Source organism: Rhizobium sp. AN6A, assembly GCF_900215635.1.
Lineage (GTDB): Bacteria > Pseudomonadota > Alphaproteobacteria > Rhizobiales > Rhizobiaceae > Agrobacterium > Agrobacterium tumefaciens.
Genome location: NZ_OCNC01000004.1, coordinates 2,003,070 through 2,026,939, shown reverse-complemented (window position 1 = coordinate 2,026,939; position 23,870 = coordinate 2,003,070). Strand labels below are relative to the sequence as shown.

The following is a 23,870-nucleotide window of genomic DNA, read 5'->3' as shown; positions in this document are numbered from 1 at the left end:
TTCGTGGGTGTGGCGTGCGCCCCTTTGCGCTGGTGGGTGTGGTTTACCCCCCTCTGCCCTGCCGGGCATCTCCCCCACAAGGAGGGAGATCGGCAAGACGTGCTGTCGCCACTTCATTCTCGAACGTCGAGATGGGCAATACCTCGCCGCATATCGATCTCCCCACCTGTGGGGGAGATGCCCGGCAGGGCAGAGGGGGGTGAAGCGGCACCCGCCGCATATGACATGACGGTTTCTCACCGTGACAACCAATAATTTCCTATATCAAAAGCGCTTCAATCCCTGGTTTTCTCGACATCATCATCGGCAAGGCGTTTGCCAAACCTTATGATATTGACGAGGCCGTCGCTGGCTTCCGGTTCCGGGTTCACATAAATGCCGACAAATCGCGTGATCGTACCTGTCACGTTTCGTCGAAAAGAGGGTAACGCGATTGTCCCTTGCATGATAACGGCACTGTTGCCGCTGTCTCCAACCAGCTCGAACTCTACGTCGTAGTAACCCGCTTCGTGCGGCTCGTCCGGCAACCGCGCCGGATCGATGCTCAGAATGCAAGCCTTACCCAGACTAAAACGATCCAGAATCTTTCTTATCCGGCACCCACCATCACCCGCCATTCTTCACCGTTGCCACAAACGCCTTCCTGACGACCTTCGCCAGCCGCTTCACCTCGCCCTCCAGCGTGGAAATATCCGGGCAATCCCCGGCCCGGCAAACCAGATCGATAAGACCGGCAGGCGCTTCCTTCGGATTGAAAGCACCGTCGATGCACAGCCGTACGATCTGCGATATCTCGGTGTAAAGCGCCGTCGCCGCCATGCAGTCGTCGAAGGATTGCTGCTCCATCACCGGGGCGGCCAGCACCTGCAATGCCTCTGCCGTGTTGCGACCCGGTTCGTGCGGCTGGAGACCCCTGGCGGGACCGACCAGCGCCAGATATTGGGCGATGAATTCGAGGTCGATCAGCCCACCATTGATGAGCTTGAAGTCCCAGATGTTTTCCGGCGGCTTTTCCTGTTCGATGAGGCTTCGCATTTCCAGCACATCGGCTGAGACTTTCGCCACATCCCGTTTCTGGGAGAGTACCGAGGCGATGATGCCGCGCGCATCTTCCATCAGCGAGGCTTCGCCACAGATCAGGCGAGCGCGGGAAAGCGCCATATGCTCCCAGGTCCAGGCTTCCTCGCGCTGGTATTTTTCAAAGGCGGAAATGCGCGTCGCCACCGGCCCCTTGTTGCCGGAGGGGCGAAGCCGCATGTCCACCTCGTAAAGCACGCCTTCGGCCGTGGGCGCCGACAGCGCGGCAATCAGCCTTTGGGTGACGCGAGTGAAATAACGCACCACATCGAGCGGTTTTGCGCCGGTCGATTCATGGGCGGCATCGTCGTAATCGTAGAGGAGGATGAGGTCGACATCCGAACCCGCGGTCAGCTCGAAGGAGCCGAGTTTGCCCATGCCCATCACGGCCACGCGCCCGCCCGGATATGGCCCATGCGCCGTCTCCATCTCCGAGAGAACGGCATTCAGGGCCGCTTCAATTACCAGGTCGGCAAGATGGGTGAAGGCGCGGGCGGCGATCTCGCCACGGATCGCACCTGTCAACAGCCGCACGCCGATGAGAAAGCGCTGCTCGGCGGCAAAAATACGGAGCCGGTCGAGAATGTCCTCGTAATGGCGGGCATTGGAGAGGAAATTGCCCATGCGCTGGGCGAGATATTCGCGCGTCGGTACGTCGCTCATCAGCGCCGGGTCCAGCATGCCGTCAAAAACATGCGGGCGGGCGGCGATGATTTCCGCAAGGCGCGGGGCCGACGACATGATCGTCACCAGCAGCGACAGCAGCGCCTGATTGTTGCCGAGCAGCGAGAAGAGCTGGATGCCCGCCGGTAGCCCGGAGAGGAAATTATCAAAGCGCAGCAGCGCCTCATCCGCCCGCTTGCTTTCGCCAAAGGCGCGCAGCAGATCCGGCGTCAGCTCCGTCAGCCGCTCGCGCGCCTCGACCGATTGCGTTGCCCGGTATCGGCCATTGTGCCAGGTGCGGATGACGCGGGAAATATCCTCCGGCCGCTGAAAACCAAGTGCTGAGAGGGTTTTCAGCGTATCGGGATCGTCCTTCTGGCCAGTGAAGACCAGATTACCGGCCTCACCGGAGAGTTTCGTCTCCTGTTCGAACAGCGCCGAATAACGGCGCTCCACCAGCCGCAGCACCTTTTCCAGCTTCTCGGAAAACGCCTTGGTATCTTCAAAACCGAGCATGAAGGCGATGCGCTTCAGTTCGGTTTCGGTGTCGGGCAGCACGTGGGTCTGCTCGTCGCGCACCATCTGAATGCGGTGTTCCACTTCGCGCAGGAACCAGTAGGCTTCAGTCAGGCTGTCGCGCGTTTCGGCATCGATCCATTTCGCTTCGGTGAGCGCCGCCAGCGCCTCCTGCGTCGCGCGGACCCTGAGCGCCGGCATACGGCCGCCGGCAATCAGCTGCTGCGTCTGCGCGAAGAACTCGATCTCGCGGATGCCGCCGCGTCCGAGCTTGACGTTATGGCCCTTAACCGCAATCGCGCCATGGCCCTTATGCGCATGGATCTGCCGCTTGATGGAGTGGATATCGGCAATCGCCGCATAATCGAGATATTTGCGGAAGATGAAAGGTGTCAGTTCGCGCAGGAAATTGTCCCCGGCCTTCAGATCGCCGGCCACCGGTCGCGCCTTGATATAGGCGGCGCGTTCCCAGTTCTGGCCCCTGCCCTCGTAATAAAGCAGCGCCGCTTCCACGGGAATGGCGAGCGGCGTCGAGCCGGGGTCTGGCCGGAGCCTCAAATCGGTGCGGAAGACGTAACCGTCTGCCGTGCGCTCCTGCATGATACGCACGAGGCGGCGCATCATGCGGCCGAAATTCTCCGTCGCAGCATAGGGATCGTCGATAATGCCAGCAGAGGGTTCAAAGAACACCACTGCGTCGATGTCGGAGGAATAGTTGAGTTCGCGCGCACCGAGCTTGCCCATGCCAAGCACGATCAGGCCGGAACCTTCGCTTGGCGCGGCAGTGTTCTTCAGTTTGAGCTTACCGGTCTCATGACCGACAAGCAGCAGGTGGTCGATGGCGGCCGACAGCGAAGCATCCGCCATCTCGCTCAGCCAGCGCGTGGTATCGCGGGCGGTGAAGATGCGCGCCAGATCGGCAAGCGCTGCGACGAACGAAAGCCGACGCTTGGCGATCCTCAAGCGCGACATCACCTCGTTTTCGACGGGCACGCCGCCCTCTTGCCCCGGCTTCCAGCAATCGCGCGCTTCACGGACGAGATCGGCCAGCAGTGGCTCCAGCGGTTTTGAAATCGCGAGCGTCAGCAGCCCCTCATCCGCCGCCGCCATGTCGCGCAGATAGGGCGACAGCGTGAAAGCCGCAGCGATGAAGTCCTTCAGCGGGCTTTCGGCGGCAAGAAGCGCGGCCACAGCTGGCTCGCCCTTGGCGATATCCTTCAGCGTGGAGAGAACGGATTTCAGTTCCGTCTGCGTATAGGGGCGGATCACTCCCGGCAGAACCTCGCTCAGCCGCCTTTCAGCGGTTTCCCGTTTCGTCACTGTCTCTCTCCCTCTCCCGAGCGACCCATCCTTGCGCTTCGACCGTGCCTGATTCTCAGGAAGGATCGCTCCCCGCAAAATCGTCCTGCCGCCACGCATTGTCGAAGCTTCCGGGCGCATACACTCCGCGTTGTAACAAATGCGTGGCGCTTTGCGATCAGGAAAACCGTTTTTGCCGATCTTTTCCGAGGCCCGGCCTGCGGAAGCGCCATTTCAGTCGTGGCCGGCAATCTCGCGTAATGTCTCCGCAATTATGCCCACGTAGCGTCCTCCTCAACGAAACCCGACTCCCAGGTTTTGCAACGCTTGATGCTGCAACGGATATGATCATGAAACAGATTTTTACAGTGAAATGGCAAAAGAACCTGCGTGCGATGGCGTTTTGCCTGACCGCGCTGCCTCTGGCGCAGGCCGTCTGCACGCCCGTCCTCGCTGCCGATCTCGGCAAATCGGACAGGCTCGCCGAACCGCAGGGCAATTTCGACAATGCCCGCTACAGCAGTTCCAGCGAGTGGAAAATCACACTTGGCGTGGGTGCTGCCTACGCTCCCAAATATGAGGGCTCGGACAAGCTGGAAGCAGGCGCGGTTCCCCTGGTTTCCGTTGAGTATGGAGATACGCTGAGCATCGATTTCAGCGGCGTCACCGTCAACCTGCTGAACAGCAACGGCTTCAGACTGGGCGTCAAGGGCGGCTGGGAAGCCGGGCGCAAGGAAAAGGACGACAAGAAAAATCTTCGCGGAATGGGTGACATAAAGGCGGGCGGCGTGGTCGGCGGTGTTATCGCTTATGGCTTCGATCCCTTCGAGGTCTATGCGAAGGTGGACAAGACCATCAGCGGCAGCGAAGGGTTGACCGCAACCGTCGGCGCCAGCGTTTCGCACAAAGTCGACCAGTTCATCTTTGGCGCGGACCTCTCCGCCACCTGGGCGGACGACAAGCACATGAAATCCTATTTCGGCGTCACCTCAGCCCAATCCGCCCGTTCCGGCCTGCGCCGCTATGACGCCAAGGCAGGCTTCAAGCGCATCGACGCCAGCGCCTCCCTCACTTACCTTATGACCGAGAACTGGTCGATCACCGGCGCCGGCGGTGTTGGCTTCCTGCTCGGCGATGCCAAGGAAAGCCCGCTCTCCAAGAAGGACATCCAGCCCTTCGCGATGATTGGCGTGGCTTATACGTTCTGAGCCGATGGCGACGTGGCGTTGCGGGGATCTGTAACCATCTCCGCAACGCCGTCACGTGTCTGTCCCGCCGCCTGAAATTGTCGCCTGCCCTGGGCGGAGGATCGTCGCTAAGTTCAAAGAATCCTGTGCCTGTATTCCGGCGGTGCCACCCAGCATTGCTCACGTTTTCCGAACCAACGGTAGCGATTGCGGGCGACAAAACGATAGACGGGATCGCGCAGAAATGCGGGAATTATGCGCAACATGCCAAGCAGCCGCCAGGGCATGCCAAGCGCCTCATAGATAGCAAGAACGCCGTCGCTATCCTGTCGCACCCTGTCGCCATCCACGACGAGCAGGCTGACCGGATTTTTGGGGTCCATTCCGTGCCGCCGGTAGATTTCCGTGCCGGCGGCTCCCTGCATGGAGGCCAGCCGGAAATATCCGGCCTTGTCATGCCGCAGTACGAATTGCGCATTCACGGAGCACAGCACACATTCGGCATCGAACAGAATGATCGGGCCATGGTGGTCGCCGACCAAGGGAGCCATGTTTGCCATCCGTTATAAGTCCTTTTGCCGATCGCGATGCGATCTCCGAATAAAGTGCAGCTGTAGAACCTTATAAGATATTCTTCCGATCATCTTTCAATTCAATCTCGAGAGACGATTATTTCTCGACGGTGAACGAATTTCCGCACAAATAGCAGTGACCAACCGGTGCTGGTGTCAGCGGCGTTGGACAGCGCGGCTTACAGGGTCGAAACGGGAAAGATCATAGAGACGGTCAGGCCCGGGCAGACGGAATTTGTAGCGTCGGTGTCCGACAGCGCGAGAGATCCGCCGTGCAATTCCATCACGGCCTCCACCAGCGACAGGCCGAGCCCCGTGCCGGGTTTGGAGCGGCTTTCGTCCAGCCGCACGAAACGTTTCAGCACCTCGCCGCGCTTGTCGGCGGGGATGCCGGGGCCATTGTCGGAGACGGAAAGCACGATGGCGTCCGGTTCGCTCACCAGACGCACGACGAGTTTTTTGTCGCCCTCGCATTCGCAGGCATATTTCATGGCGTTGTCGATGAGGTTTGAAAGCGCCTGGCCGATCAGCTCACGGTTGCCCTGCACCGAAAGACCGGGTTCGATCTCAGCCTCAAGCGTAAGTCCCGCGTCCTCGGCCACCGGTTCGTAAAGTTCGGCGCTGTCGGCAGCGATTGCCGACATGTCCACATCGGTCATTTCGGCGGCGATGGAACCCGCCTCGACGCGAGAAATCATCAACAACGCATTGAAGGTGCGGATCAACTGGTCGGATTCGGCGATGATGCCTTCGAGTGCCGCGCGCCGTTTCGTCTCGTCGTCGTCATCCAAAGCGGCGGCCGCCTTGTTGCGCAGCCGCGTCAGCGGTGTCTTGAGGTCATGGGCGATGTTGTCGGACACCTGCCGCAAGCCCTCGTTCAGCTTTTCGATACGGCCGAGCATGGCGTTGAGCGAGCCGGACAGCCGGTCGAACTCGTCGCCGGAGCGGCCCTGCGGCAGGCGCTGCGAAAGATCGCCGGCCATGATCTTCTTGGTCGCTGCCGACATGCGGTCGATGCGTTTCAAGGCATTGCGGCCGATGCCGAACCAGATGAGCAGCGCACCGGCGCTCATGATGGCAAGCGCCACCATCAGCGCATTGCGCACCAGCGCCCGGAATTTGGTGGGTTCGCCGAGATCGCGGCCGATCAGGATGCGCAGGCCATTGTCCAGCATGAAGACATTGGCGGTCGCCATATGCTGCACGCTGTCGCCGCTTTCAGAATAACGCTCGTAACGAAAGGGGAAACCCGTCCAGCCCTCCTTGTCAAACACGCCGGGCTGCACGGAAGCGACGTTGCCTGCAAGAATTTCGCCATTGGGCCCGGCGATGATGTAAAGGCTCGCCCCCGGCTGGCGGGCACGGCGCTCCATCATCCGCAACAGCGGGTTGATGCCGCCGCGATTGTAGATGCGCTGCACATCCGACACTTCCTGCAGCACCGCGTCACGCGTCTGCTGGTTCAGCAGCCGTTCGGAAAGGGCGGTGACATAAAAGACCAGAAAGGCGGCGCATAGCGCAAACAGCAGGATATAAAGCGCAGAAAGGCGCACCGCTGTTGATCGGAACAATATTCTGAGGCGGACCATTTTCGCCAATCAGCCCTCGTCCTTCATCATGTAACCCGCGCCGCGAATGGTCTTCAGCAGCGGCTTTTCGAAGTCCTTTTCGATCTTCGAACGAAGGCGGGACACATGCACGTCGATGACATTGGTCTGCGGGTCGAAATGATAATCCCAGACGTTTTCCAGAAGCATGGTGCGGGTCACCACCTGGCCGGCATTCTTCATGAGATATTCCAGCAGGCGGAACTCACGCGGCTGCAACAGGATTTCCTTGCCACCGCGACGGACATCGTGGGACAGCCGGTCAAGTTCGAGATCGCCGACACGGTAGACCATGTCCTGTTCGGGTTTGCCCTTGCGGCGGCCCAGCACTTCGATGCGTGCGAGAAGTTCGGAAAAGGCATAGGGTTTGGGCAGATAATCATCGCCGCCGGCACGCAGGCCGGTCACGCGGTCGTCCACCTGCCCAAGCGCCGAAAGAATGAGAACCGGCGTCTCGATGCCGCGCCGGCGCAGCTCGCTGATGACGGAAAGTCCGTCGCGGCGCGGCAGCATGCGGTCGATCACCATCACGTCATAGGAATTCTCGCAGCCCATGAACAGGCCGCTTTCACCATCGCTCGCGTGGTCGGCAACGATACCGACTTCCCGGAACGCCTTGGTCATATAGGCCGCAGCCTCGAGATCGTCTTCAATAACAAGAATCTTCATGTGCGGGACAATAGCGCCCTCGCCCTTTTCCGCACAACCGGAAACAGATGCGACAGACATTTCCTGAACCTTGTTTTCCATGAGATTTCCTCCTCGGTGCTGACTGGACCGGCTTTGTGGGTCCTTGTCTTCTCCCCGCCGGGGGGAAGGTGGCCCGAAGGGTCGGATGAGGGGGCAAGGGCGCGATCTATCGCTGGCCTTGCCCTTGATCCCGCTGCCGCGACCTTCTCCTCCCTAGCGGAGAAGAAACAAGCGGCGCGCGCGTTCCACATACTCTGTCCCGCCCTCAAGGTGAGACACAGTCCCGAGCGACGCCGGCTCAAAAAAGAACCGACGTCGCATCTCAGATTATCAACCCTGGTCGATATCCAGTGCGATGAAGCGGCTGCCGCTGTCCGTCTGGATCTGGAACAGCGCCTTGGAGCGTCCGTCCTTCTTCGCCTGCTCGAGAACCTTTTCGATATCGGCGGCGGAAGCCACTTGCTGGTTGTTGACGGAGGTGATCTTCTCACCCGTCTTCAGGCCGCGGGCAGCGGCGTCGCTGTCCGGATCGACATCAGTGATGGCAAGGCCGTTGCCGTCGTCAGCGGGCGCAACCGTCAGGCCGAGGCTCGACAGCACCTTTGCGCTGGAAGGCTTGCTGCCACTGTCGTTTTCCTGGCCCGGCGTTGCCTTGGAGGCATCGTCGCTTGCGAGATCGCCAAGCGTCACGGTGACCGACTGCGACTTGCCGCCGCGCCAGAGCGAGATTTCAACCTTGCTGTTTGGCGTCATGCTGCCGATGCGGCGCGACAGATCGCGGGCATCCTTGACCGGGTCGCCATTGACGGCAGTGATGATGTCACCCTGCTTGATGCCAGCCTTGTCGCCCGGCGAACCGGACTGCGGCGAGACGACGAGCGCGCCCTTCGCTTCGGCAAGACCAAGCGACTCGGCAATGTCCTTGCTGACGGGCTGGATCTGCACACCGAGCCAGCCGCGTTCGACCTTGCCGTCCTTTTGCAGGTCGGCGATCACGTCCTTGGCAACGGACGACGGGATGGCGAAAGCAATACCGACATTGCCGCCGGAGGGCGAGAAGATCGCGGTGTTGATGCCAACGACTTCACCGTTGAGATTGAAGGCGGGACCACCGGAGTTGCCGCGGTTCACGGCGGCGTCGATCTGCAGGTAATCGTCATAGGGGCCGGAGCCGATATCGCGGCCACGGGCGGAAACGATGCCCGAGGTTACCGTGCCGCCGAGGCCGAAGGGGTTACCGACGGCAACGACCCAGTCACCGACGCGGATCTTGCTATCGTCGGCAAACTGCACATAGGTGAACTTGCGGTTCACATCGACCTTCAGCAGCGCCAGATCGGTACGCGGATCACGGCCAACGAGCTTGGCTTCGAGTTCGGTACCGTCATTCATCACCACCGTGTAGGCGGAGCCGTCATCGACAACGTGGTTGTTGGTGACGACATAACCGTCTTCGGAGATGAAGAAGCCGGATCCTTGAGCGACGGGGCGCAGCGGACCCTTGCCGTCACGGTGACGGTTCGGACCACGGTCGGGACGGTCCTGGTTGGGGCCGCCGAATTCCTTGAAGAAGCGCTTCAGGGGATGGTCGTCCGGCAGCTGGTCGAGACCACGGCCGCCGAAATTGAAGGAAAAGTTGCTGGAATCATCGGAAGCGGGCTGCACGTTCGACTGGACGCGAACGGAGACGACGGCGGGCGAAACCGCCTCGACCACATTGGCGAAGCTCGGAACCTGCGGCGCAGTCACCTCGACCGGAGCGGCAAAGGAATGAACGATCGGTGCGGCGATGCCTGTGGAAAGCATCAGCGCGGCAAGACCGCCAACGGTAGTTGCCTTCAGAACCGTCTTCAGCGAGGAGCGTCCGTTTTGCGAGTGAGACATGGTGTACCTTCTTTCTTCATTCAGACTGGAACCCGTTTGACCGGGGGAGAAGCGGTGGATGATGAAGATATAGGAGGCGACACCTTACAGCGAAGTGTCTGACGAATGAAAAAACCGTAATGTTGAAAAAGAACCGAGGACAGATATGAAAATCGGTTATTTTTCAATGAGATTACGAATTCTCTCTTCTTCGTCCGCGCTCAGTTTTTCCGGCCGCTCCTGGGTGGCGCGCCGACGCGAAAAAACGAGGATGGCGAATATTCCCGCAAGCGCCAGAACGATGGGCGCGGCCCACAAAAGTGCGGTGCGCAAGCTGAAACGCGGTTTCAGCAGCACGAATTCGCCATAACGAGACACGACGTAGTCGACTACAGCCCGATCGCTATCGCCTGCCACCAGCCTATCCCGCACCAGAACGCGCAGGTCCCGTGCCAGTTCGGCATTGCTGTCATCGATCGACTGGTTCTGACAGACCATGCAGCGCAGTTGAGACGTGAGATTGCGGGCGCGCTGTTCCAGCACCGGGTCTTTGAGGACTTCGTCGGGATTGAACGCGAAGGCCGGCCATGACGTAAACATGAGGACGAGAAGGAGCGTGAGCCCCGCCACAACCTCCCTCATTCCTGTGTTTGTCACAGGAATCCAGCCAGCCCAAGTCCTTGGGCTGAAAAGGCTCTCCCGCCGCGCAGACGCACGTCGACTGGATTCCTGTAACAAGCACAGGAATGAGGAGAGTTCGCCACTCATTCCGCCGCCTCCGGCATCGCGGCCGTTTTTGCCGGCTTCGCCTTGCGGCTCGGTGCGCCCACCCTCAACCGTCTGTCGGAGAGCGATATCAAACCGCCGGCCATCATGAACAGCGTGCCGCCCCAGATGCACAGGATGAAGGGTTTCCACCAGATGCGCACTACCATGCCGCCATCCGCCATCGGGTCACCGAGCGAGACGTAGAGCTGGCTGAGGCCGAAGGTCAAAATGCCCGCTTCCGTGGTCGGCATGCGCCGTGCGGTGTAGAGCCGTTTGGAGGACCAGACGTCGGCCACCTCCACACCCGCCTTGCGTATAGTGAAATGGCCGCGATCCTCGGTGAAATTAGGGCCGACGGCATGGCGAATACCGTCGAAGGTGAGACTGTAGCCGCCCGCCTTCGCCTCCATGCCCTGCTTCATTTCAAGAACGGTTTCGGTCTCGAAGGTGGTGACGGTGACGATGCCGAGCACGGTGATGCCAAGCCCCATATGGGCAAGTGCAGCGCCGAAAGCCGAACGCGGCAGGCCCTTGAGGCGCCGAAAAGCGATGCCGAAGGCCAGTTTGCCGAAATTGGCCCGATACCAGAGATCGGCAAGCGCCCCGAAGATCAGCCAGAAACCGGCTGCGATACCGAGTGCCGCCAGCACCGGGCCGCCGTTCTCCACGTACCAGAGCGTCAGCCCGGCAAGGGCTGCAATGGCGGCCGCCACATAAAGCCGCTGGAAAGCGCCGAGAAGATCGCCGCGTTTCCAAGCGAGCATCGGCCCGAAGGGCGTGACGATCAGGACCGGGATCATCAGGAGGCCGAAGGTGAGGTTGAAGAACGGCGCGCCGACCGAGATTTTTTCGCCTGTCAGCGTTTCGAGAATGAGCGGATAGAGCGTGCCGATCAGTACTGTCGCGGTCGAGACCGTCAGGATCAGATTGTTGAGGACCAGCGCCCCTTCGCGCGAGATCGGCGCAAACAATCCACCCACCTTCAGCGAGGGCGCCCGCCATGCGAACAGCGCGAAAGCTCCGCCGATGAACACGGTGAGGATGCCGAGAATGAAGATGCCGCGGCTCGGATCGGTGGCGAAGGCGTGCACGGAGGTCAAGACGCCGGAGCGCACGAGGAAGGTGCCGAGCAGCGACAGCGAAAAGGTCATGATCGCCAGAAGCACGGTCCAGATTTTCAGCGCTTCGCGCTTTTCCATGACGAGTGCCGAATGCAGCAGCGCGGTGCCCGCTAGCCATGGCATGAAGGAGGCGTTTTCAACCGGATCCCAGAACCACCAGCCGCCCCAGCCGAGTTCGTAATAGGCCCAGTAGGATCCCATGGAGATACCTGCCGTCAGGAAGGTCCATGCGGCGAGCGTCCACGGCCTTACCCAGCGCGCCCAGGCCGCATCGATCCGGCCCTCCAGAAGTGCAGCGACGGCGAAGGAGAAACAGACGGAAAACCCGACATAGCCGAGATAAAGCAGCGGCGGATGGATGGCGAGGCCGAAGTCCTGAAGGATAGGGTTCAGGTCCTGCCCTTCGGCCGGCACCCGCTCCAGGCGCATGAACGGATTGGAGGTGAGCAGGATGAACAGCAGGAAAGCGACGGAAATCCAGGCCTGTACGGACAGCACATTGGCTTTCAGCGTTTCCGGCAGATTGCGGCCAAAGACGGCAACGAGCGCGCTGAAAAACAGCAGAATCAGCAGCCACAACAGCATGGAGCCTTCATGGTTGCCCCAGACGCCGGTCAACTTGTAGAGCATCGGCATCAGCGAATGGGAGTTTTCCCAGACGTTGCGCACGGAGAAATCCGAGACCGCATAGGCCCGCGTCAGCGCCGCAAAGGACAAGGCCACGAGCAGGAACATCACGACGGAGCCGAGCGAGGCGATATCCATCAGCGCCCGGTCGTTGCGGCGCGCGCCGATCACCGGCAGCGTCGAGACGATCAGCCCCACGGCGAGTGCCAGAACCAGAACGTAGTGGCCGATCTCGTTGATCATTTTATCGCTCCGGTCTTGTCGGCTGAAGCCCCCGCAGGAGAAGGCGCTGCGCCGGAAGGTTGCCCACCCTCTCCGGTGTTCTGCCACAGGCCCCTGTCTTTCAGCCGGTCGGCCACTTCCTTCGGCATATAGTTTTCGTCATGCTTGGCCAGAACGCTGTCGGCGACGAAGCCATGGGTCGCGGCATCGAAAACGCCTTCCGTCACCACACCCTGCCCCTCGCGGAAAAGATCGGGCAGAATGCCGGTATAGCTGACGGGCACGTTTGCTTCACCGTCAGTCACCGTGAAGCTGACCGTGCGGCCCTCCCCGCGCTTGACGGAGCCTTCCGCCACCAGCCCACCAAGGCGGATGCGGGTGCCGGGATTGACCGGCGTCTTCTCCAGATCGGCCGGCATGTAGAAATAGGCTATGGACTGGCCGAAGGCGAACATGACGAGCAGCACGGCCGCGACGATGAAGCTCATGCCGCCGCCGATGATTGCGAGCCGTTTCTGTTTGCGGGTCATTGCGTCACTCCCTGCGGCATCGCGCGCCCTTGCCCGTCCATGCGAACGGGTCCGGCGGAAACTCCCAATTCCTTCGCCAGCGCCAGAAGCTGCTTACCCTCTTCGCCCTCAGGCGGGAAAACCTGCAAACCGGCTCTCAGTGCCTCGCCCGCCTTCGCTGCATTGTTCAAGACGGAATAGGCGCGCACGAGGCGCATCCAGCCTTCGAAATCACCGGGATTTTCCTTGAGCTTGGCGTCGAGGCTTGCCACCATGCCCTCGATCATCGCCTGCCGGTCGGCGGGCGTCATGTCTTTCGCCGCTGCCACGTCGCCTGCGGTCGGGCCGGGCGCTGCCTCGCCGCCGGTTCTGGCGATATGTTCCCGCACCAGCGGCAACCATGGCGCACCGGCGGGTGCATCCGCCGCCAGTGCTGCAAAGGCCGCACGCGCCTCCTGCGCCTTGCCCGCCTGCTCCAGTGACAGCGCCAGATAAAAGCGGGCACGTGGATTGCCGGGCTTCAGCCGTTCGGCCTCGGCAAAGGCGTCACGCGCAGCCTCGATGACGATGCCGTCATTGCTCGCCACCAGCGTTTCGCCAAGTCCCGTCAGCCGTTCCGGGCTCGGCCCTTGCAGACGAAGCGCGTTGCGATAGGCAAGCTCGGCATCGCCAAGCCGCATCGTCTTGAAATAGATCGGCGCCAGAATATCCCAGCCTGCACCGTCGTCGGGGTTTTCGGCCAGATGCCGCTCGGCCCGGGCGACCAGAAGGTTCATGTCGTTGCCGGGTTGCTCCAGACGTGCCTCGAGCGGCATGTCCGGCACTTCCGGACTTCCCTTCCAGATGTAAAGACAGAGGCCAAGTGCAGGCAGCAAAACGGTAATCAGGGTTACGGCGAGATTGTGCCGCAGCGGCCGGGCGCTGCTTTCAGCGTCTTGATGGGTATCGGCTGCGGCAAGCAGCCGGCGGCCGATTTCGGCGCGGGCATATTCGGCCTCCGTCTCGCCGATAAGGCCGGCGGCACGCTCGCGGTCCAGTTCGGCAAGCTGGTCGCGATAGACTGCAACCTCGCCGTCGCGGCGCGTCTGCGACACCTCGGTCTTCCGCATCAGCGGGTACATCAGGACGATGGCGACAGCCGCCGTCAATATCGCAACGACAATCCAGAACATAAGGCTCAATTACTCGAATGCACGGCACATGGAAACATGAAGCGCGGAGATGACGCGAATTTGAGACATCACGCCGCACCGCCCGGCTGCACCGCTATAGCCCTTCCTGTCACTCGGAAAGGTCCATGACCTTGATTTACGTCAAAGGAGACCAGCTGCCATCGGCATTGCGGCAGGCTGCACCGCGTACCCGGGTTTCCTTTTCATCGACAGTCAGCGTGTGGGAATATTGCCGGCAATTCTGGTTGCCCACCTGATAGGGCGCATTGGCAACCACCTGGCCGCTGGCATCTTCGCCGGTCCATGACACCGGCGTACCGACCGGGGCGGTTTCCAGTGCGCGATATTCGGCCTCCAGCGCTTTGGTGCGGTCGCCCTTTTCGAGATCCAGACCGCTTCGCCCGACAATGCCGCCCTGCATGTTGGCAAGGAACGGCGTTGAAGGTTGTGCCGAACCGCCGAACAGGCTGCCACCGGCCGAGCGGGTGCCCGTGGTGGTGCAGGCGCTCAGCATCGATACGCACAGGATCGAGAGAAGTGCCGGGCGTGACACCAGCGAACGCATCGTCACGGAGCGGCAGCCATCATACACGTCAACCAAACCCTGTCCTCTTTTCCTTACCGCACCGCACGTAATATATCGGCATTGAATTTCTTGCCTTTTTTCTTGCCTCACGCAAGCTCTTTCGAGAGGCCAGGCAAAATCAGATCGGCTTTCAGGCCACCTATCGCGCTGCGCGAGAGGGAAAAGTGGCCATGGTACTCAGACACCACTTCGGAAACGATCGACAATCCGAGGCCGGTGCCCGGACGGCTTTCGTCCAGCCGCCTGCCGCGCTTCATCGCTTCGCTGATCTGCCCGGGCTCCAGCCCCGGCCCGTCGTCCTCCACGATCAACTCCACCCATGAGCGTCGGCCCATTTCGGGGTCGGAGGACGGGTGAGTGCCGGTCGCAAGCGTGACGACGACTTTGGTCTGCGCAAAACGTGCGGCATTCTCGAGAAGATTGCCGACGATCTCCTCCAGATCCTGCTGTTCCATACCCAGCACCGCTCCTGGATGCTCGAAATTCAGCTCGAACTGCTTGTCGGGGTTGAGGCGGCGCATGACGCGCACCAGCCGTTCCAGCGCCGGCTCCGCTTCGACACGGGCAAGGATCGAGCCGCGCTGGGCGGCGATTCGAGCGCGCGAAAGATAGGATTGCACCTGCGCCTGCATGGCGTCAGCCTGCGCGCGCACCAGATCGCCATGCTGCGGCTCCAGCGTGCGGGCCTCGTTCAGAAGCACGGCAATCGGCGTTTTCAGCGAATGTGCGAGATTGCCGACCTGCATGCGGGCGCGCTCGACGATGCGCCGGTTGCTGTCAATCAGCGCATTGACTTCGTTCGCCAACGGCTGGATTTCGCGCGGGAATTCGCCTTCGAGGCTTTCCGCCTCCCCGCCCCTGATCTTGCCGAGCGCCAGACGGGCCTGATCGAGCGGCCGTAGACTGTAGAGAATCGCAAGGCCATTGACGACCAGACTGCCGACGCCGAAGACGGCGAGCGCCAGATAAAGGCTGTTGGAGAAATTGCGCACATCGTCCTCAACGACGTTGAGGTTGCCGGAAACGCGGAAACGCGCCGCGCGGCCTTCACCATCCAGCACGACTTCCGTTTCCGCCACCCGCACCTTGTTGCCCGCCTCATCCGTCACGGCATAAAACCGCTCGTATCTGTTATCGAAGGGAGCATCGATAATGCTCGGCACCGGCAAGGACGCGACGCCGAGCGAAGAGGAGACCAGCGGTGCGGTCTGGAAATTGCCGAGCGGCTCCACCACCCAGTACCAGCCGGTATCGGGCTGCGAAAACCGGAGATCACCGAGCTGCGGGCTGCCGGCCAGCGTATTCTCGTTCGAAATCGTCACGGAATTGATGACGTTATAAAGCTGCGCGCGCAGAAGATCGGTGAAGCTGCGCTCCACGCCCTGCCGGTAGAGCGTCGAGATCACGACGGCAATGACCACCAGCGCCAGCGCCGACCAGGCGGAGGCGAGAAGAAGAACGCGGGCGGTAAGAGAGCTACTTCGCATCTGCCGGCGCTTGCATCCGGTAACCGAGGCCACGGATGGTCTCGATCAGATCAACCCCGAGCTTCTTGCGCAAACGTCCGACGAACACCTCGATCGTGTTGGAATCCCTGTCGAAATCCTGATCGTACATATGTTCGACCAGCTCCGTGCGCGAGACGACCTCGCCCATGTGATGCATGAGATAGGAAAGCAGGCGGAACTCGTGCGAGGTGAGCTTCAGCGTCACGCCGTTGACCGTTGCCTTGGAGGATTTGGTATCGAGCTTGACCGGTCCGCAGACGAGTTCGGAGGAAGCGTGGCCAGCGGCGCGGCGGATGAGCGCACGCACACGGGCAAGAACTTCTTCCACATGGAAGGGCTTGGTCACGTAATCGTCGGCGCCGGCATCGATGCCCGCCACCTTGTCGCTCCAGCGATCACGGGCGGTGAGAATGAGCACCGGCATGGCCTTGCCCGCCGCGCGCCATTTCTCGACGACGGTGATGCCGTCCATCTGCGGCAGGCCGATATCGAGAACGATCGCGTCATAGGGTTCGGTATCGCCGAGATAATGGCCTTCCTCGCCGTCAAATGCCTGATCGACAACATAACCGGCTTCTTTCAGCGCGTCGGTCAGCTGACGATTGAGATTGGCATCGTCCTCAACCACGAGAATACGCATTATCCGCCCTTTCCTTACGTCCCGGCCCGCGCGCGCGTCGCCGGTCATGCTAACTGTCTCGGATTGTTTTCCGATATTTCGGCGATGCGGGCAAGGCTACATCGGCACGCGCATCGTTACCTTGCGCGGGCGCTCGCCATTCCCCTGGACGAGAACGGTAACGACACAGGACTGACCGTCACCGGAGGGATAGACCGAAAGAAGCTGACCACCGGTTTCGCGCACCACGCGGGCAACGGCCGCGCCGCAATCGCTTGCAGCCAGAATGTAATGGCCCTGCAAATCAGCCTCGGGCGCCGTGAAACCGGAAAGCCCGGCTGCAAGCGTCGCGATGATGAGAGGTGATGCCATTGCACAAATCTTCCAAAAAAATCGGCTGCGTCTCGAACCGTATTGTGACCGAATATGTAGCGCAAAGCGTCTGAATGGCAAATGAATGCCGCCCCCGACGCCACGACGCACGGCGGGGACGGTATGGGCGCTATTGGCGTCAGCGGATGGCACGGGTTGCCGAAAGGCGGCCGTAAAGTGCGACGAGGCCGCCAATTCCGCCCGCAACGGTCACCAGTCCCTCTGCCAGCTCGCCGTGCAGGCCGGCGGGAAGATCAAGTCCGGCGACGCTGAAAAGCGGTGCGAAAACCGCAACCAGGGCGCCCCAGATCGTGCGCGATTGATACCATGCCTTGGTACTCTCCATAATCTCGTCCTTTGCGTTGTTTTTCAGGTAGTTGTCAGAGTGGGAGAACGGCTTGCGCCGCCACTCCCAGAGGCACCGCGCGGCCGAGCTGACGGACACGCACGGAAATGTGATCCCGCAAGGTCGGGAAATCTGTGAGTTCGCCCGCTTTGGGGTACAGCCAGAAGGGTTCGGAGACCTCTGCCGTGCGTCGCACGGCCTCGCCATCCAGCACCTCCACGCGGTAACGCTCGAACGGCTCTTCCAGCGGTATCTCGCTCGCGTCCCAGCCATCGGCCTCCATCCGGCCTCGGCGCACCCAGCGCAGCAAAACGCCGTCCCTGCGCCGCTCGGCCGCAAGATGCACCGGCGCAAGCGGCGTTTCAGACCGCAAGCCACCCTCGAAGACGAAAGGCCCGGCGGGAGCGCCCGCCGTTCCCGCCGCCTCGGCGATCCAGTTCAGACGCCGTCCGCGCTCGGTCGCGGCAAGACCGAGCGGCTGCACCGCCGCGTCCAGCACCACAACAGGGGCGCCCACCGGCGCGCCAACGGCCAACGCATCTTCCGTGCCGCCAAGCCCCCGCAACAAAGCGGAAAGCCGCCAGCGCGCAGGCGCAATTTCCTCTGCGCGCGCGAAAGCGATGATCTCCCAAACACCGTTTGCGGCCCTCACCGCCATGCGTTTCTCGCCGTTCAGCACCGAAAGCTCCGTGGCCGAGGAAAGCTCGCCGGATGGCAGATCGATCAGGATGGTGTTTTGCCGGTCGAAACGGCCGGAGGGGCCTGATGTCAGCGGCATCGCCAACGTGCCGATCATCGCGGGCCGGTCAAGCACGGCGCGCTGCCGGTAGCCTTCCGTGCCTGCGGAGGACGAAACGACGATTGGCCGCCATGGCCGTGCAAAAACGGCAATCCGCGCCGAATTTTCAGATGCTGTGCCGTCATGGCGCGGCAGGTCGAGAAACAGCACCTCCGGGGCAAAGCCTTCCGCGCCGTTTGCCCCGCCAACACGACGCTCATCCACAGCGCCCGCAAAGGCGGCGGATGCGGCGGAAAAGGCACGCGCCTCCACCTGCCGCACAGCACCGTCCTCAATCCGGCTGACCAGAAACCTCCCCGCCGGAGCCTCCGAAAACACACTCTGCGGGAGGCGAATGCAATCGCCGGGTTCCAGAGCGATATCTGCGGGCGGCAGGGCAAAACGCAGCGTGCGCCGTGCCTGCCTGTTGTCACGCAACAGGGCCTCCGCCGCGGCTTCCGCCGTTTCCGCCGGGAGTGCCGCGTTAAGGTCTAGCCGCATGACGCGGCTGCCGGCATTATCGATACGGCGCGAACGCACGCTCGCCTGCTCGTAGTCCAGCGCCGGATTGAACGAGGTCAGCACGGCCTCTGCGGCGAAATCGCTGTCATGGCCGCGATTTTCCGACCACAGCGGTTCGTCGTCCAGATCGGCCAGCACGGCAGCGTCATGCACGGGCAGAACCGCCGTATTGCGGGAGCGGAAGCGCAGGGTTCCGCCATCCTCTGCCACATCCACCTGAAACGCCGCCATCAGCGGCTCGAGGAGGTTGCGGGCCGAGGTCACGTCGCCCTGCACATATCCCGTCAGATCGCCACTGACGGCCGAGATGTCGAAACCGGAAAAGCCATGGTCCGTCAGGATTGCGGCGATTGTATCGGCAAGTGTAGCAGTCCCAAGCCGGCCGTTCAGCCAATGGCCGGTACGCCAGTTGGCCCCATCGCTCCAGGCCGCGCCGTTCTGCGGAAAGGCGGGGAACGGCCGCGCATCCCAGGTCCACATATAGACGCGGTTCTGATCCACCATCGCCGCATCGCCCTTCCCCCTCCAGTGGTCGAGATGCGCCTCCAGAAACCGTCGCTGCTGGCTGTCGGCGCGGCTTCTGCGGGAAAAATAGGGATAAGCGTTTTCCGCCGATTTCGGATCGGGAAAGACATTCGGGCGCGTCGCACTCTTGTCCACCGCCGGGCAGCCGAGTTCGGTGAACCAGATCGGTTTCGACCCCGGCACCCATGCGGTTGGCGTCAATTTCTCGGCACCGCGCACCCGGTCGTAATGGGTATTCTGCCACCAGCTTCGCAGGTCCTTGTAGCGGAATACCCACGGCTTGCCCTTGAGACCATCGGTGATGGGCGTGCGCCGCCGCGCCGCGCGGTCAGCATGGCTGGCGTAATACCAGTCGAAACCCTCACCCGAGGTGATGGCGCGACGGAAGGCGTTAGCATCGTCCGGGCCGCTCATACCATCAGGATTGCCGTTTGCGGCATCCTCGTCGCGCCAGTCGGAAAGCGGCATATAGTTGTCGATACCGATGGCATCGATATCAGGGCTTGCCCACAGCGGATCTAGATTGAAGAACACGTCGCCGGAACCGTCCGCCGGCTGATAACCGAAATATTCGCTCCAGTCCGCGCCATAGGTCAGTTTCGTTGCCGGCCCGACAACGGCGCGCACATCCGCCGCCAGCCGCACCAGTTCCTCCACGAAAGGAAAGACGTCGTTATGGTCGCGCAGGCTTGTCAGCCCGCGAAGCTCCGAGCCGATCAGGAAGGCATCCACCCCACCCGCCTGCGCCACCAGCGCCGCATAATGCAGCACCATGCGGCGATACCCCTCAGTGCGGTTGCAGAAGGCGGAAATCTCCGTGCGCACGCCGTCGCCACGATCGGGAGAACCGGCCCTGCCGGGTGCGGGAAAACAGGTGATGCGTCCGCGCCAGCCATAGGCGTCCTGCTCGCCTTTGCCGTAGGGGTCCGGCAGGCCGTTGCCAGCGGGTACATCCATCATCACGAAGGGATAAAGGCAGACCTTCAGACCACGCGCCTTGAGGTCTGCTATCGCCTGCACAACGCTTCGATCATCCGGCGTGCCACCATAGGCCGGGCCACCGCCGTGATGGCTGACGAGATGCGCTTGCCCGCGCGAAACACCGGCGACGGACCATGCCGCACTTTCCCTGTCGCGACCTGCCACTTCCACACCCGGCAGAATGCGGCATTCGCCCGCGCGCATATCGGTGCCGAACCAGCTCACCACCAGCGCCACGCTTTGCAGATTGGGGCACAGCGCCTGCAATTCGTCGATCGCGGCTTGCCAGTCGGTCAAGGCCGTCAGGCAATTGCGGTTCATGATGCGGCTTTCGCCCATGCCGGTTCGTTCCGAAACCTGAGCTGTGGCGTAACCGTGTTCCGTCGCACCAGGAATGACGGTGATGGCACGGATGGCTTTTTCCAGCCGGCCGACCGGTCGCACCACCTCGAACTGCATCAGCGGAATGCGGTTGCCATAGCTGTCAAGCGGCAGGCGTTCAAACACGACATAGGCCAACCCGCGAAAGGCCGGCGTATTGCCTGCGCCCTGTTTCGCCTCGATCAGCGGATCGGGCAGTTGCATCTCGCTACCGGGATAAAAGCGCATCTCGATGGCGCTCAGGTCCAGTTCCCGCCCATCGGCCCAGACGCGCCGCACCATGGCCGCCTCGCCTTCGCAAAGCCCGATAGCGAGATTGGCGAAGTAGCGAAAGGTCTCCACCTTCGCGCCGCGATTGCCCTTGCCGCCGCGACGTGTCACCTCGACGCTTTCCTCGAAGCGCGTCGCCCAGATCAGCGTGCCGCCGATCCTCGCCGTGCCGTAAAGCCGGTTGATGGTCGCGCCCTCATCCGCACCCGGAATCCGTGCCGTAGAAAGCCTTGCACCCGACACCGTGCGGCCGCTGGAAAGCAGCGCACGGTCAACGGCATTGCCCGCCAGCGCGCCGGCCGCGCGGCCGATGATGGCACCGACGGGGCCGAAAACGCCGCCGAGTGCTGCACCCGCCGCCTGAAAGAGAATGGTCGCCATGCTTGCCTCGAAAAATGTCAGGGTTCGGGAAAACGGAAGACGCCGGCAATACGCCGCTTCCAGCCCGGCACCAGCGCCGAGCGCACCACTGCCGCCTGTTCATAGGCATGGATGAAATGCTGCGGCCCGGCGAGAATGCCGAGATGTTTCGCCGCCGCATCCGCCCGCCAGCGGAACAGCAGCAGGTCGCCCGGCATCGCCTCTTCCATATCAGGCACCGCCGAAAAATAACGTTTCGCGGCATCCAGCAACCGGTCCTCGCCGCCGCGCTCGGCCCAATCTGATGCGTAGGGCGGCGGCAGTTCCGGTTCCTCGCCGTAAAGCGAGCGCCAGATACCCCTGACAAGGCCGAGGCAATCGCAGCCAACGCCTTGCAACGACGCCTGATGCCGGTAGGGCGTGCCGATCCAGCCTTGCGCGAGCGCCAGCACTTTTTCTCCGGTACTATTCATGGAAACAACGCCTTGCCGTCATGGGTCTGGCCGCCGCTGGCGTAGGAATAGGCGAAATCCGCCCCCGGCAGATGCGGAAAGCCACGAAAGTTCAGGTGATTGGCGAATTTCGCCTTGCAGGTCGCAAAACTCTTGTCGCAGCCGGCGATGACGGAAAAAACATCACCCGGTTGCGCCGGTTGCTCCGGAGCGAGCCACAAGGACAGAAGCGTGCCGCCATCGCGTTTCTCGTGGCCGTCGAGATCGAAACCCTTGCCGGCAAGTTGGCCGCTCAGAAACTGCAATTTCCCACGGCTGAAGAAACCATCGGCGAAAACGTCCAGCCCTGTCACCAGCAGGTTGCCCGCCGCATCCACGCCCGCAACGCTGCCGGTACCGGTGAATCGATTGAGATCGACGCCGCATCGCCGATCACCAAGGGCGGCATCGCAGCGCCGCCCATAGACCCTGCCCTGCGGCTGGGAAAGACGATGGGCGATGCTGCGCAGCTCAGCGCGAAACGCCCCGCCCGCCCGTGTCACCTCACCGATTTCGCGCATGTTCAGCAGTACATGCTGTTCCGGCACCTGCCAGTTGACGAGGTAGAGCGCCACCTGCGCACCATCGAAACGTCCGGCGGCCAGATCGCTTTCGGAAATCACCTCACTGGAAAAGCCGCCCGTCACGTCGCCCGCACTCGCGCCAAGTCCGGCCTCGCTGTCGCTATCACTCGCGCCAAAGCCGCTTGCGGCCAGATAGGCAGTACCGGCTAAGGAAAGGGTCTCGTCATGGTCGGTGAAACCGATGACCTCGCCGTCCTTCAGCGTCACTTTCCAGCAATGGCAGGTGGTCGTGGCTTCGCCCGCCAGATGTTCGGCAAAAGCGGCAGGAATGGTCTTCATGGCAGGATTTCCTTCAATGGAATGGAGGGAATGCGGCCCGCCTCGAAGGCGGTAAGGTTCACGTCGATGCGGTCGATTGCAAATCGCACCGGCACGTCGAATTCGAAACCGGCCCGGATTGCGGCACCGGCAGGCGGCGCCTTACCGGCGCGAAACGTCACCGTACCGGTCGCATGGTCGACCGAAACATCCGACAAAACGGCTTTCACCCCATCGACTGAGACGATGACCGAAGCCTCGACCGGCTTCTCCACCCGCCGGGTGAAAGAACCGCCCGCATCGACATAGGTCTTCACCAGCTGAAAAGCCGTCGTCGTGCCGTCACCGGTGCCGATCTTCTGGTCGCTTGCAGCAGGTGTCTGGCCCGGCGGACATGATTTGAAATCCACCGGGTCGCGAAACCGAAAACCATGGAGTTCACCGCGCCGCGCCTCGAAAAAGGACAGCACCTCGTAAAGATCGGCAACGGAGCGAATGCCCGATCCTGCGTCATAGGCGCGTCTGGCATTCTTCCAACGCTGGTTGCGGTTCTCCCGCCCATTGGAAAGGTTGACGATATCGGTTCTCCTTACCGGCCCGCCGCTTACGCCAAGCGCCAGCCTCAGCGGAAACCGCACTTCATGAAATGCCGCCATGTCGTTGTTCCTGGATTCGTTTTGATAGTCTGGGAAAGATGGAAGGGTCACGCTCGACACAGAGGTCGTGCAGGGAGGAGGTTCAATCCGTCACAGGCCGCGCTGGCCACGCCCGACGCTGCGCGCCAGCATGGCGGCGATCTGGCCTTCACTTTTTCTGAAGCTCGCCGCATCCGTCGCCGTCACATTGAAAACGATCTGCGCGCCGCCGCCACCCGCCGGTGCGGCAACACCGAGCGCCCCATCCGAACCACGCTTCAGCGGCAGGATCGCCTCGGCACCCGCTTCGCCCATCAGGCCAAGCCCGCCGCCCATCGGGAAGAAGGCCGGGCTTGCGACCACACCGCCATCGGCAAAGGGCGTGATGCTGCGTCCCGGCACCCCGCCATCGGCAAAGGCAAATAGCGAACCGCCGCCATTCAAAAGCCCGCCCACGGCATTGCCGATCATGTTCTCAAGCGGCTTCAGCCCGGCGGAAAGCGCAATGCCGGAGAGCCGTTCGCCAAGCCCGCGCAACACTTCATCCAGCCCCTTGCCGCCCGTCACCGCTGCCTGCATGGCAGAAGTCAACGCCGCCCCAAACCGCTCGGAACGCCGTTCGAGATCACCCATCACCTCCGAGAGCGCTTCCGCTTCCTCGCGACTGTCCGCAATCGATCCTTCGCCTGCCATCACCCTTGCCTTTCTGATTCAAAACGGAACCGTAAATGTTTGAATTACCTGGTGGTTTTTACGAAAAA

Annotated in this window: 21 protein-coding genes; 1 reads left to right on the top strand and 20 read right to left on the bottom strand. The window is 61.9% G+C overall.

Going from position 1 to position 23,870, the window contains the following annotated elements; translation table 11 throughout:
* Positions 1-275: 275 nt before the first annotated feature.
* On the bottom strand, positions 276-617 hold the full coding sequence (locus CRO62_RS22530; protein ID WP_097102009.1) for a hypothetical protein: 342 nt from the start codon (positions 615-617) through the stop codon (positions 276-278).
* The gene (locus CRO62_RS22525; protein WP_097102007.1) at positions 607-3,576 is read right to left on the bottom strand and encodes a bifunctional [glutamine synthetase] adenylyltransferase/[glutamine synthetase]-adenylyl-L-tyrosine phosphorylase; all 2,970 of its coding nucleotides are present in this window, start codon (positions 3,574-3,576) and stop codon (positions 607-609) included. The genes CRO62_RS22530 and CRO62_RS22525 overlap by 11 nt, the downstream gene beginning before the upstream one ends.
* Positions 3,577-3,899: 323 nt before the next feature.
* Between CRO62_RS22525 and CRO62_RS22520 the strand changes: the two genes are divergently transcribed.
* Complete coding sequence (locus CRO62_RS22520; protein WP_179784600.1) at positions 3,900-4,763, top strand: MipA/OmpV family protein; 864 nt, start codon at positions 3,900-3,902, stop codon at positions 4,761-4,763.
* Positions 4,764-4,876: 113 nt separating this feature from the next.
* Here CRO62_RS22520 and CRO62_RS22515 read toward each other — a convergent pair whose 3' ends face one another.
* From CRO62_RS22515 to CRO62_RS22430, 18 genes are all read right to left on the bottom strand, one after another.
* Positions 4,877-5,302, bottom strand: a complete 426-nt coding sequence (locus tag CRO62_RS22515; RefSeq protein WP_097102005.1) for a thiol-disulfide oxidoreductase DCC family protein — start codon at positions 5,300-5,302, stop codon at positions 4,877-4,879.
* Positions 5,303-5,493: 191 nt separating this feature from the next.
* On the bottom strand, positions 5,494-6,903 hold the full coding sequence (locus CRO62_RS22510) for a sensor histidine kinase (protein ID WP_097103223.1): 1,410 nt from the start codon (positions 6,901-6,903) through the stop codon (positions 5,494-5,496).
* 9 nt (positions 6,904-6,912) lie between these two features.
* The gene (locus CRO62_RS22505) at positions 6,913-7,671 is read right to left on the bottom strand and encodes a response regulator transcription factor (protein ID WP_013635754.1); all 759 of its coding nucleotides are present in this window, start codon (positions 7,669-7,671) and stop codon (positions 6,913-6,915) included.
* Positions 7,672-7,941: 270 nt separating this feature from the next.
* On the bottom strand, positions 7,942-9,495 hold the full coding sequence (locus CRO62_RS22500) for a Do family serine endopeptidase (protein WP_003512147.1): 1,554 nt from the start codon (positions 9,493-9,495) through the stop codon (positions 7,942-7,944).
* Between the two features lie 156 nt (positions 9,496-9,651).
* The gene (locus CRO62_RS22495; RefSeq protein ID WP_179784660.1) at positions 9,652-10,116 is read right to left on the bottom strand and encodes a cytochrome c-type biogenesis protein CcmH; all 465 of its coding nucleotides are present in this window, start codon (positions 10,114-10,116) and stop codon (positions 9,652-9,654) included.
* A 122-nt stretch (positions 10,117-10,238) separates the two neighbouring features.
* Positions 10,239-12,233 (bottom strand): heme lyase CcmF/NrfE family subunit, encoded by a 1,995-nt coding sequence (locus CRO62_RS22490; RefSeq protein WP_097102001.1) that lies wholly within the window; start codon positions 12,231-12,233, stop codon positions 10,239-10,241.
* Complete coding sequence (gene ccmE / locus CRO62_RS22485; protein ID WP_097101999.1) at positions 12,230-12,742, bottom strand: cytochrome c maturation protein CcmE; 513 nt, start codon at positions 12,740-12,742, stop codon at positions 12,230-12,232. The genes CRO62_RS22490 and ccmE overlap by 4 nt, the downstream gene beginning before the upstream one ends.
* Complete coding sequence (gene ccmI / locus CRO62_RS22480; RefSeq protein WP_179784599.1) at positions 12,739-13,893, bottom strand: c-type cytochrome biogenesis protein CcmI; 1,155 nt, start codon at positions 13,891-13,893, stop codon at positions 12,739-12,741. Before ccmI ends, ccmE begins: the two co-directional genes overlap by 4 nt.
* Before the next feature lie 136 nt (positions 13,894-14,029).
* Positions 14,030-14,458, bottom strand: coding sequence for a hypothetical protein (locus CRO62_RS22475; RefSeq protein ID WP_097103221.1), 429 nt, complete (start codon positions 14,456-14,458; stop codon positions 14,030-14,032).
* Between the two features lie 107 nt (positions 14,459-14,565).
* Positions 14,566-15,966 (bottom strand): sensor histidine kinase, encoded by a 1,401-nt coding sequence (locus tag CRO62_RS22470; RefSeq protein WP_097101994.1) that lies wholly within the window; start codon positions 15,964-15,966, stop codon positions 14,566-14,568.
* Positions 15,956-16,627 carry a response regulator transcription factor gene (locus CRO62_RS22465; protein WP_003512135.1) on the bottom strand — a complete coding sequence of 224 codons (672 nt, stop codon included), beginning with the start codon at positions 16,625-16,627 and terminating at the stop codon, positions 15,956-15,958. Before CRO62_RS22465 ends, CRO62_RS22470 begins: the two co-directional genes overlap by 11 nt.
* 96 nt (positions 16,628-16,723) lie before the next feature.
* A complete protein-coding gene (locus CRO62_RS22460) occupies positions 16,724-16,978 on the bottom strand; it encodes a hypothetical protein (protein WP_003497070.1) in 255 nt (84 codons plus the stop codon).
* Positions 16,979-17,117: 139 nt separating this feature from the next.
* Positions 17,118-17,324 (bottom strand): hypothetical protein, encoded by a 207-nt coding sequence (locus CRO62_RS22455; protein WP_003512133.1) that lies wholly within the window; start codon positions 17,322-17,324, stop codon positions 17,118-17,120.
* A gap of 34 nt (positions 17,325-17,358) precedes the next feature.
* Positions 17,359-21,162, bottom strand: a complete 3,804-nt coding sequence (locus CRO62_RS22450; RefSeq protein ID WP_097101992.1) for a baseplate multidomain protein megatron — start codon at positions 21,160-21,162, stop codon at positions 17,359-17,361.
* 17 nt (positions 21,163-21,179) lie between these two features.
* Positions 21,180-21,614 carry an NlpC/P60 family protein gene (locus CRO62_RS22445; RefSeq protein WP_097101990.1) on the bottom strand — a complete coding sequence of 145 codons (435 nt, stop codon included), beginning with the start codon at positions 21,612-21,614 and terminating at the stop codon, positions 21,180-21,182.
* Positions 21,611-22,495: a DUF2163 domain-containing protein gene (locus CRO62_RS22440; RefSeq protein WP_097101988.1), complete on the bottom strand. Its 885-nt coding sequence runs from the start codon at positions 22,493-22,495 to the stop codon at positions 21,611-21,613. Before CRO62_RS22440 ends, CRO62_RS22445 begins: the two co-directional genes overlap by 4 nt.
* Positions 22,492-23,130 (bottom strand): TIGR02217 family protein, encoded by a 639-nt coding sequence (locus tag CRO62_RS22435; protein WP_097101986.1) that lies wholly within the window; start codon positions 23,128-23,130, stop codon positions 22,492-22,494. The genes CRO62_RS22440 and CRO62_RS22435 overlap by 4 nt, the downstream gene beginning before the upstream one ends.
* A 90-nt stretch (positions 23,131-23,220) precedes the next feature.
* Complete coding sequence (locus CRO62_RS22430) at positions 23,221-23,802, bottom strand: phage tail tape measure protein (RefSeq protein WP_097101984.1); 582 nt, start codon at positions 23,800-23,802, stop codon at positions 23,221-23,223.
* Between the last annotated feature and the right edge of the window lie 68 nt (positions 23,803-23,870).

What these genes read in the sequence shown, in the direction of transcription:
- CRO62_RS22510 (WP_097103223.1), bottom strand. Translation starts at nt 6,903, where the DNA reads ATGGTCCGCCTCAGAATATTGTTCCGATCAACAGCGGTGCGCCTTTCT.
- CRO62_RS22455 (WP_003512133.1), bottom strand. Translation starts at nt 17,324, where the DNA reads ATGGAGAGTACCAAGGCATGGTATCAATCGCGCACGATCTGGGGCGCC.
- CRO62_RS22445 (WP_097101990.1), bottom strand. Translation starts at nt 21,614, where the DNA reads ATGAATAGTACCGGAGAAAAAGTGCTGGCGCTCGCGCAAGGCTGGATC.
- CRO62_RS22435 (WP_097101986.1), bottom strand. Translation starts at nt 23,130, where the DNA reads ATGGCGGCATTTCATGAAGTGCGGTTTCCGCTGAGGCTGGCGCTTGGC.
- CRO62_RS22490 (WP_097102001.1), bottom strand. Translation starts at nt 12,233, where the DNA reads ATGATCAACGAGATCGGCCACTACGTTCTGGTTCTGGCACTCGCCGTG.
- CRO62_RS22450 (WP_097101992.1), bottom strand. Translation starts at nt 21,162, where the DNA reads ATGGCGACCATTCTCTTTCAGGCGGCGGGTGCAGCACTCGGCGGCGTT.
- CRO62_RS22470 (WP_097101994.1), bottom strand. Translation starts at nt 15,966, where the DNA reads ATGCGAAGTAGCTCTCTTACCGCCCGCGTTCTTCTTCTCGCCTCCGCC.
- CRO62_RS22520 (WP_179784600.1), top strand. Translation starts at nt 3,900, where the DNA reads ATGATCATGAAACAGATTTTTACAGTGAAATGGCAAAAGAACCTGCGT.
- CRO62_RS22440 (WP_097101988.1), bottom strand. Translation starts at nt 22,495, where the DNA reads ATGAAGACCATTCCTGCCGCTTTTGCCGAACATCTGGCGGGCGAAGCC.
- CRO62_RS22430 (WP_097101984.1), bottom strand. Translation starts at nt 23,802, where the DNA reads ATGGCAGGCGAAGGATCGATTGCGGACAGTCGCGAGGAAGCGGAAGCG.
- CRO62_RS22530 (WP_097102009.1), bottom strand. Translation starts at nt 617, where the DNA reads ATGGCGGGTGATGGTGGGTGCCGGATAAGAAAGATTCTGGATCGTTTT.
- ccmI (WP_179784599.1), bottom strand. Translation starts at nt 13,893, where the DNA reads ATGTTCTGGATTGTCGTTGCGATATTGACGGCGGCTGTCGCCATCGTC.
- CRO62_RS22505 (WP_013635754.1), bottom strand. Translation starts at nt 7,671, where the DNA reads ATGGAAAACAAGGTTCAGGAAATGTCTGTCGCATCTGTTTCCGGTTGT.
- ccmE (WP_097101999.1), bottom strand. Translation starts at nt 12,742, where the DNA reads ATGACCCGCAAACAGAAACGGCTCGCAATCATCGGCGGCGGCATGAGC.
- CRO62_RS22495 (WP_179784660.1), bottom strand. Translation starts at nt 10,116, where the DNA reads ATGAGGGAGGTTGTGGCGGGGCTCACGCTCCTTCTCGTCCTCATGTTT.
- CRO62_RS22460 (WP_003497070.1), bottom strand. Translation starts at nt 16,978, where the DNA reads ATGGCATCACCTCTCATCATCGCGACGCTTGCAGCCGGGCTTTCCGGT.
- CRO62_RS22465 (WP_003512135.1), bottom strand. Translation starts at nt 16,627, where the DNA reads ATGCGTATTCTCGTGGTTGAGGACGATGCCAATCTCAATCGTCAGCTG.
- CRO62_RS22515 (WP_097102005.1), bottom strand. Translation starts at nt 5,302, where the DNA reads ATGGCAAACATGGCTCCCTTGGTCGGCGACCACCATGGCCCGATCATT.
- CRO62_RS22475 (WP_097103221.1), bottom strand. Translation starts at nt 14,458, where the DNA reads ATGCGTTCGCTGGTGTCACGCCCGGCACTTCTCTCGATCCTGTGCGTA.
- CRO62_RS22500 (WP_003512147.1), bottom strand. Translation starts at nt 9,495, where the DNA reads ATGTCTCACTCGCAAAACGGACGCTCCTCGCTGAAGACGGTTCTGAAG.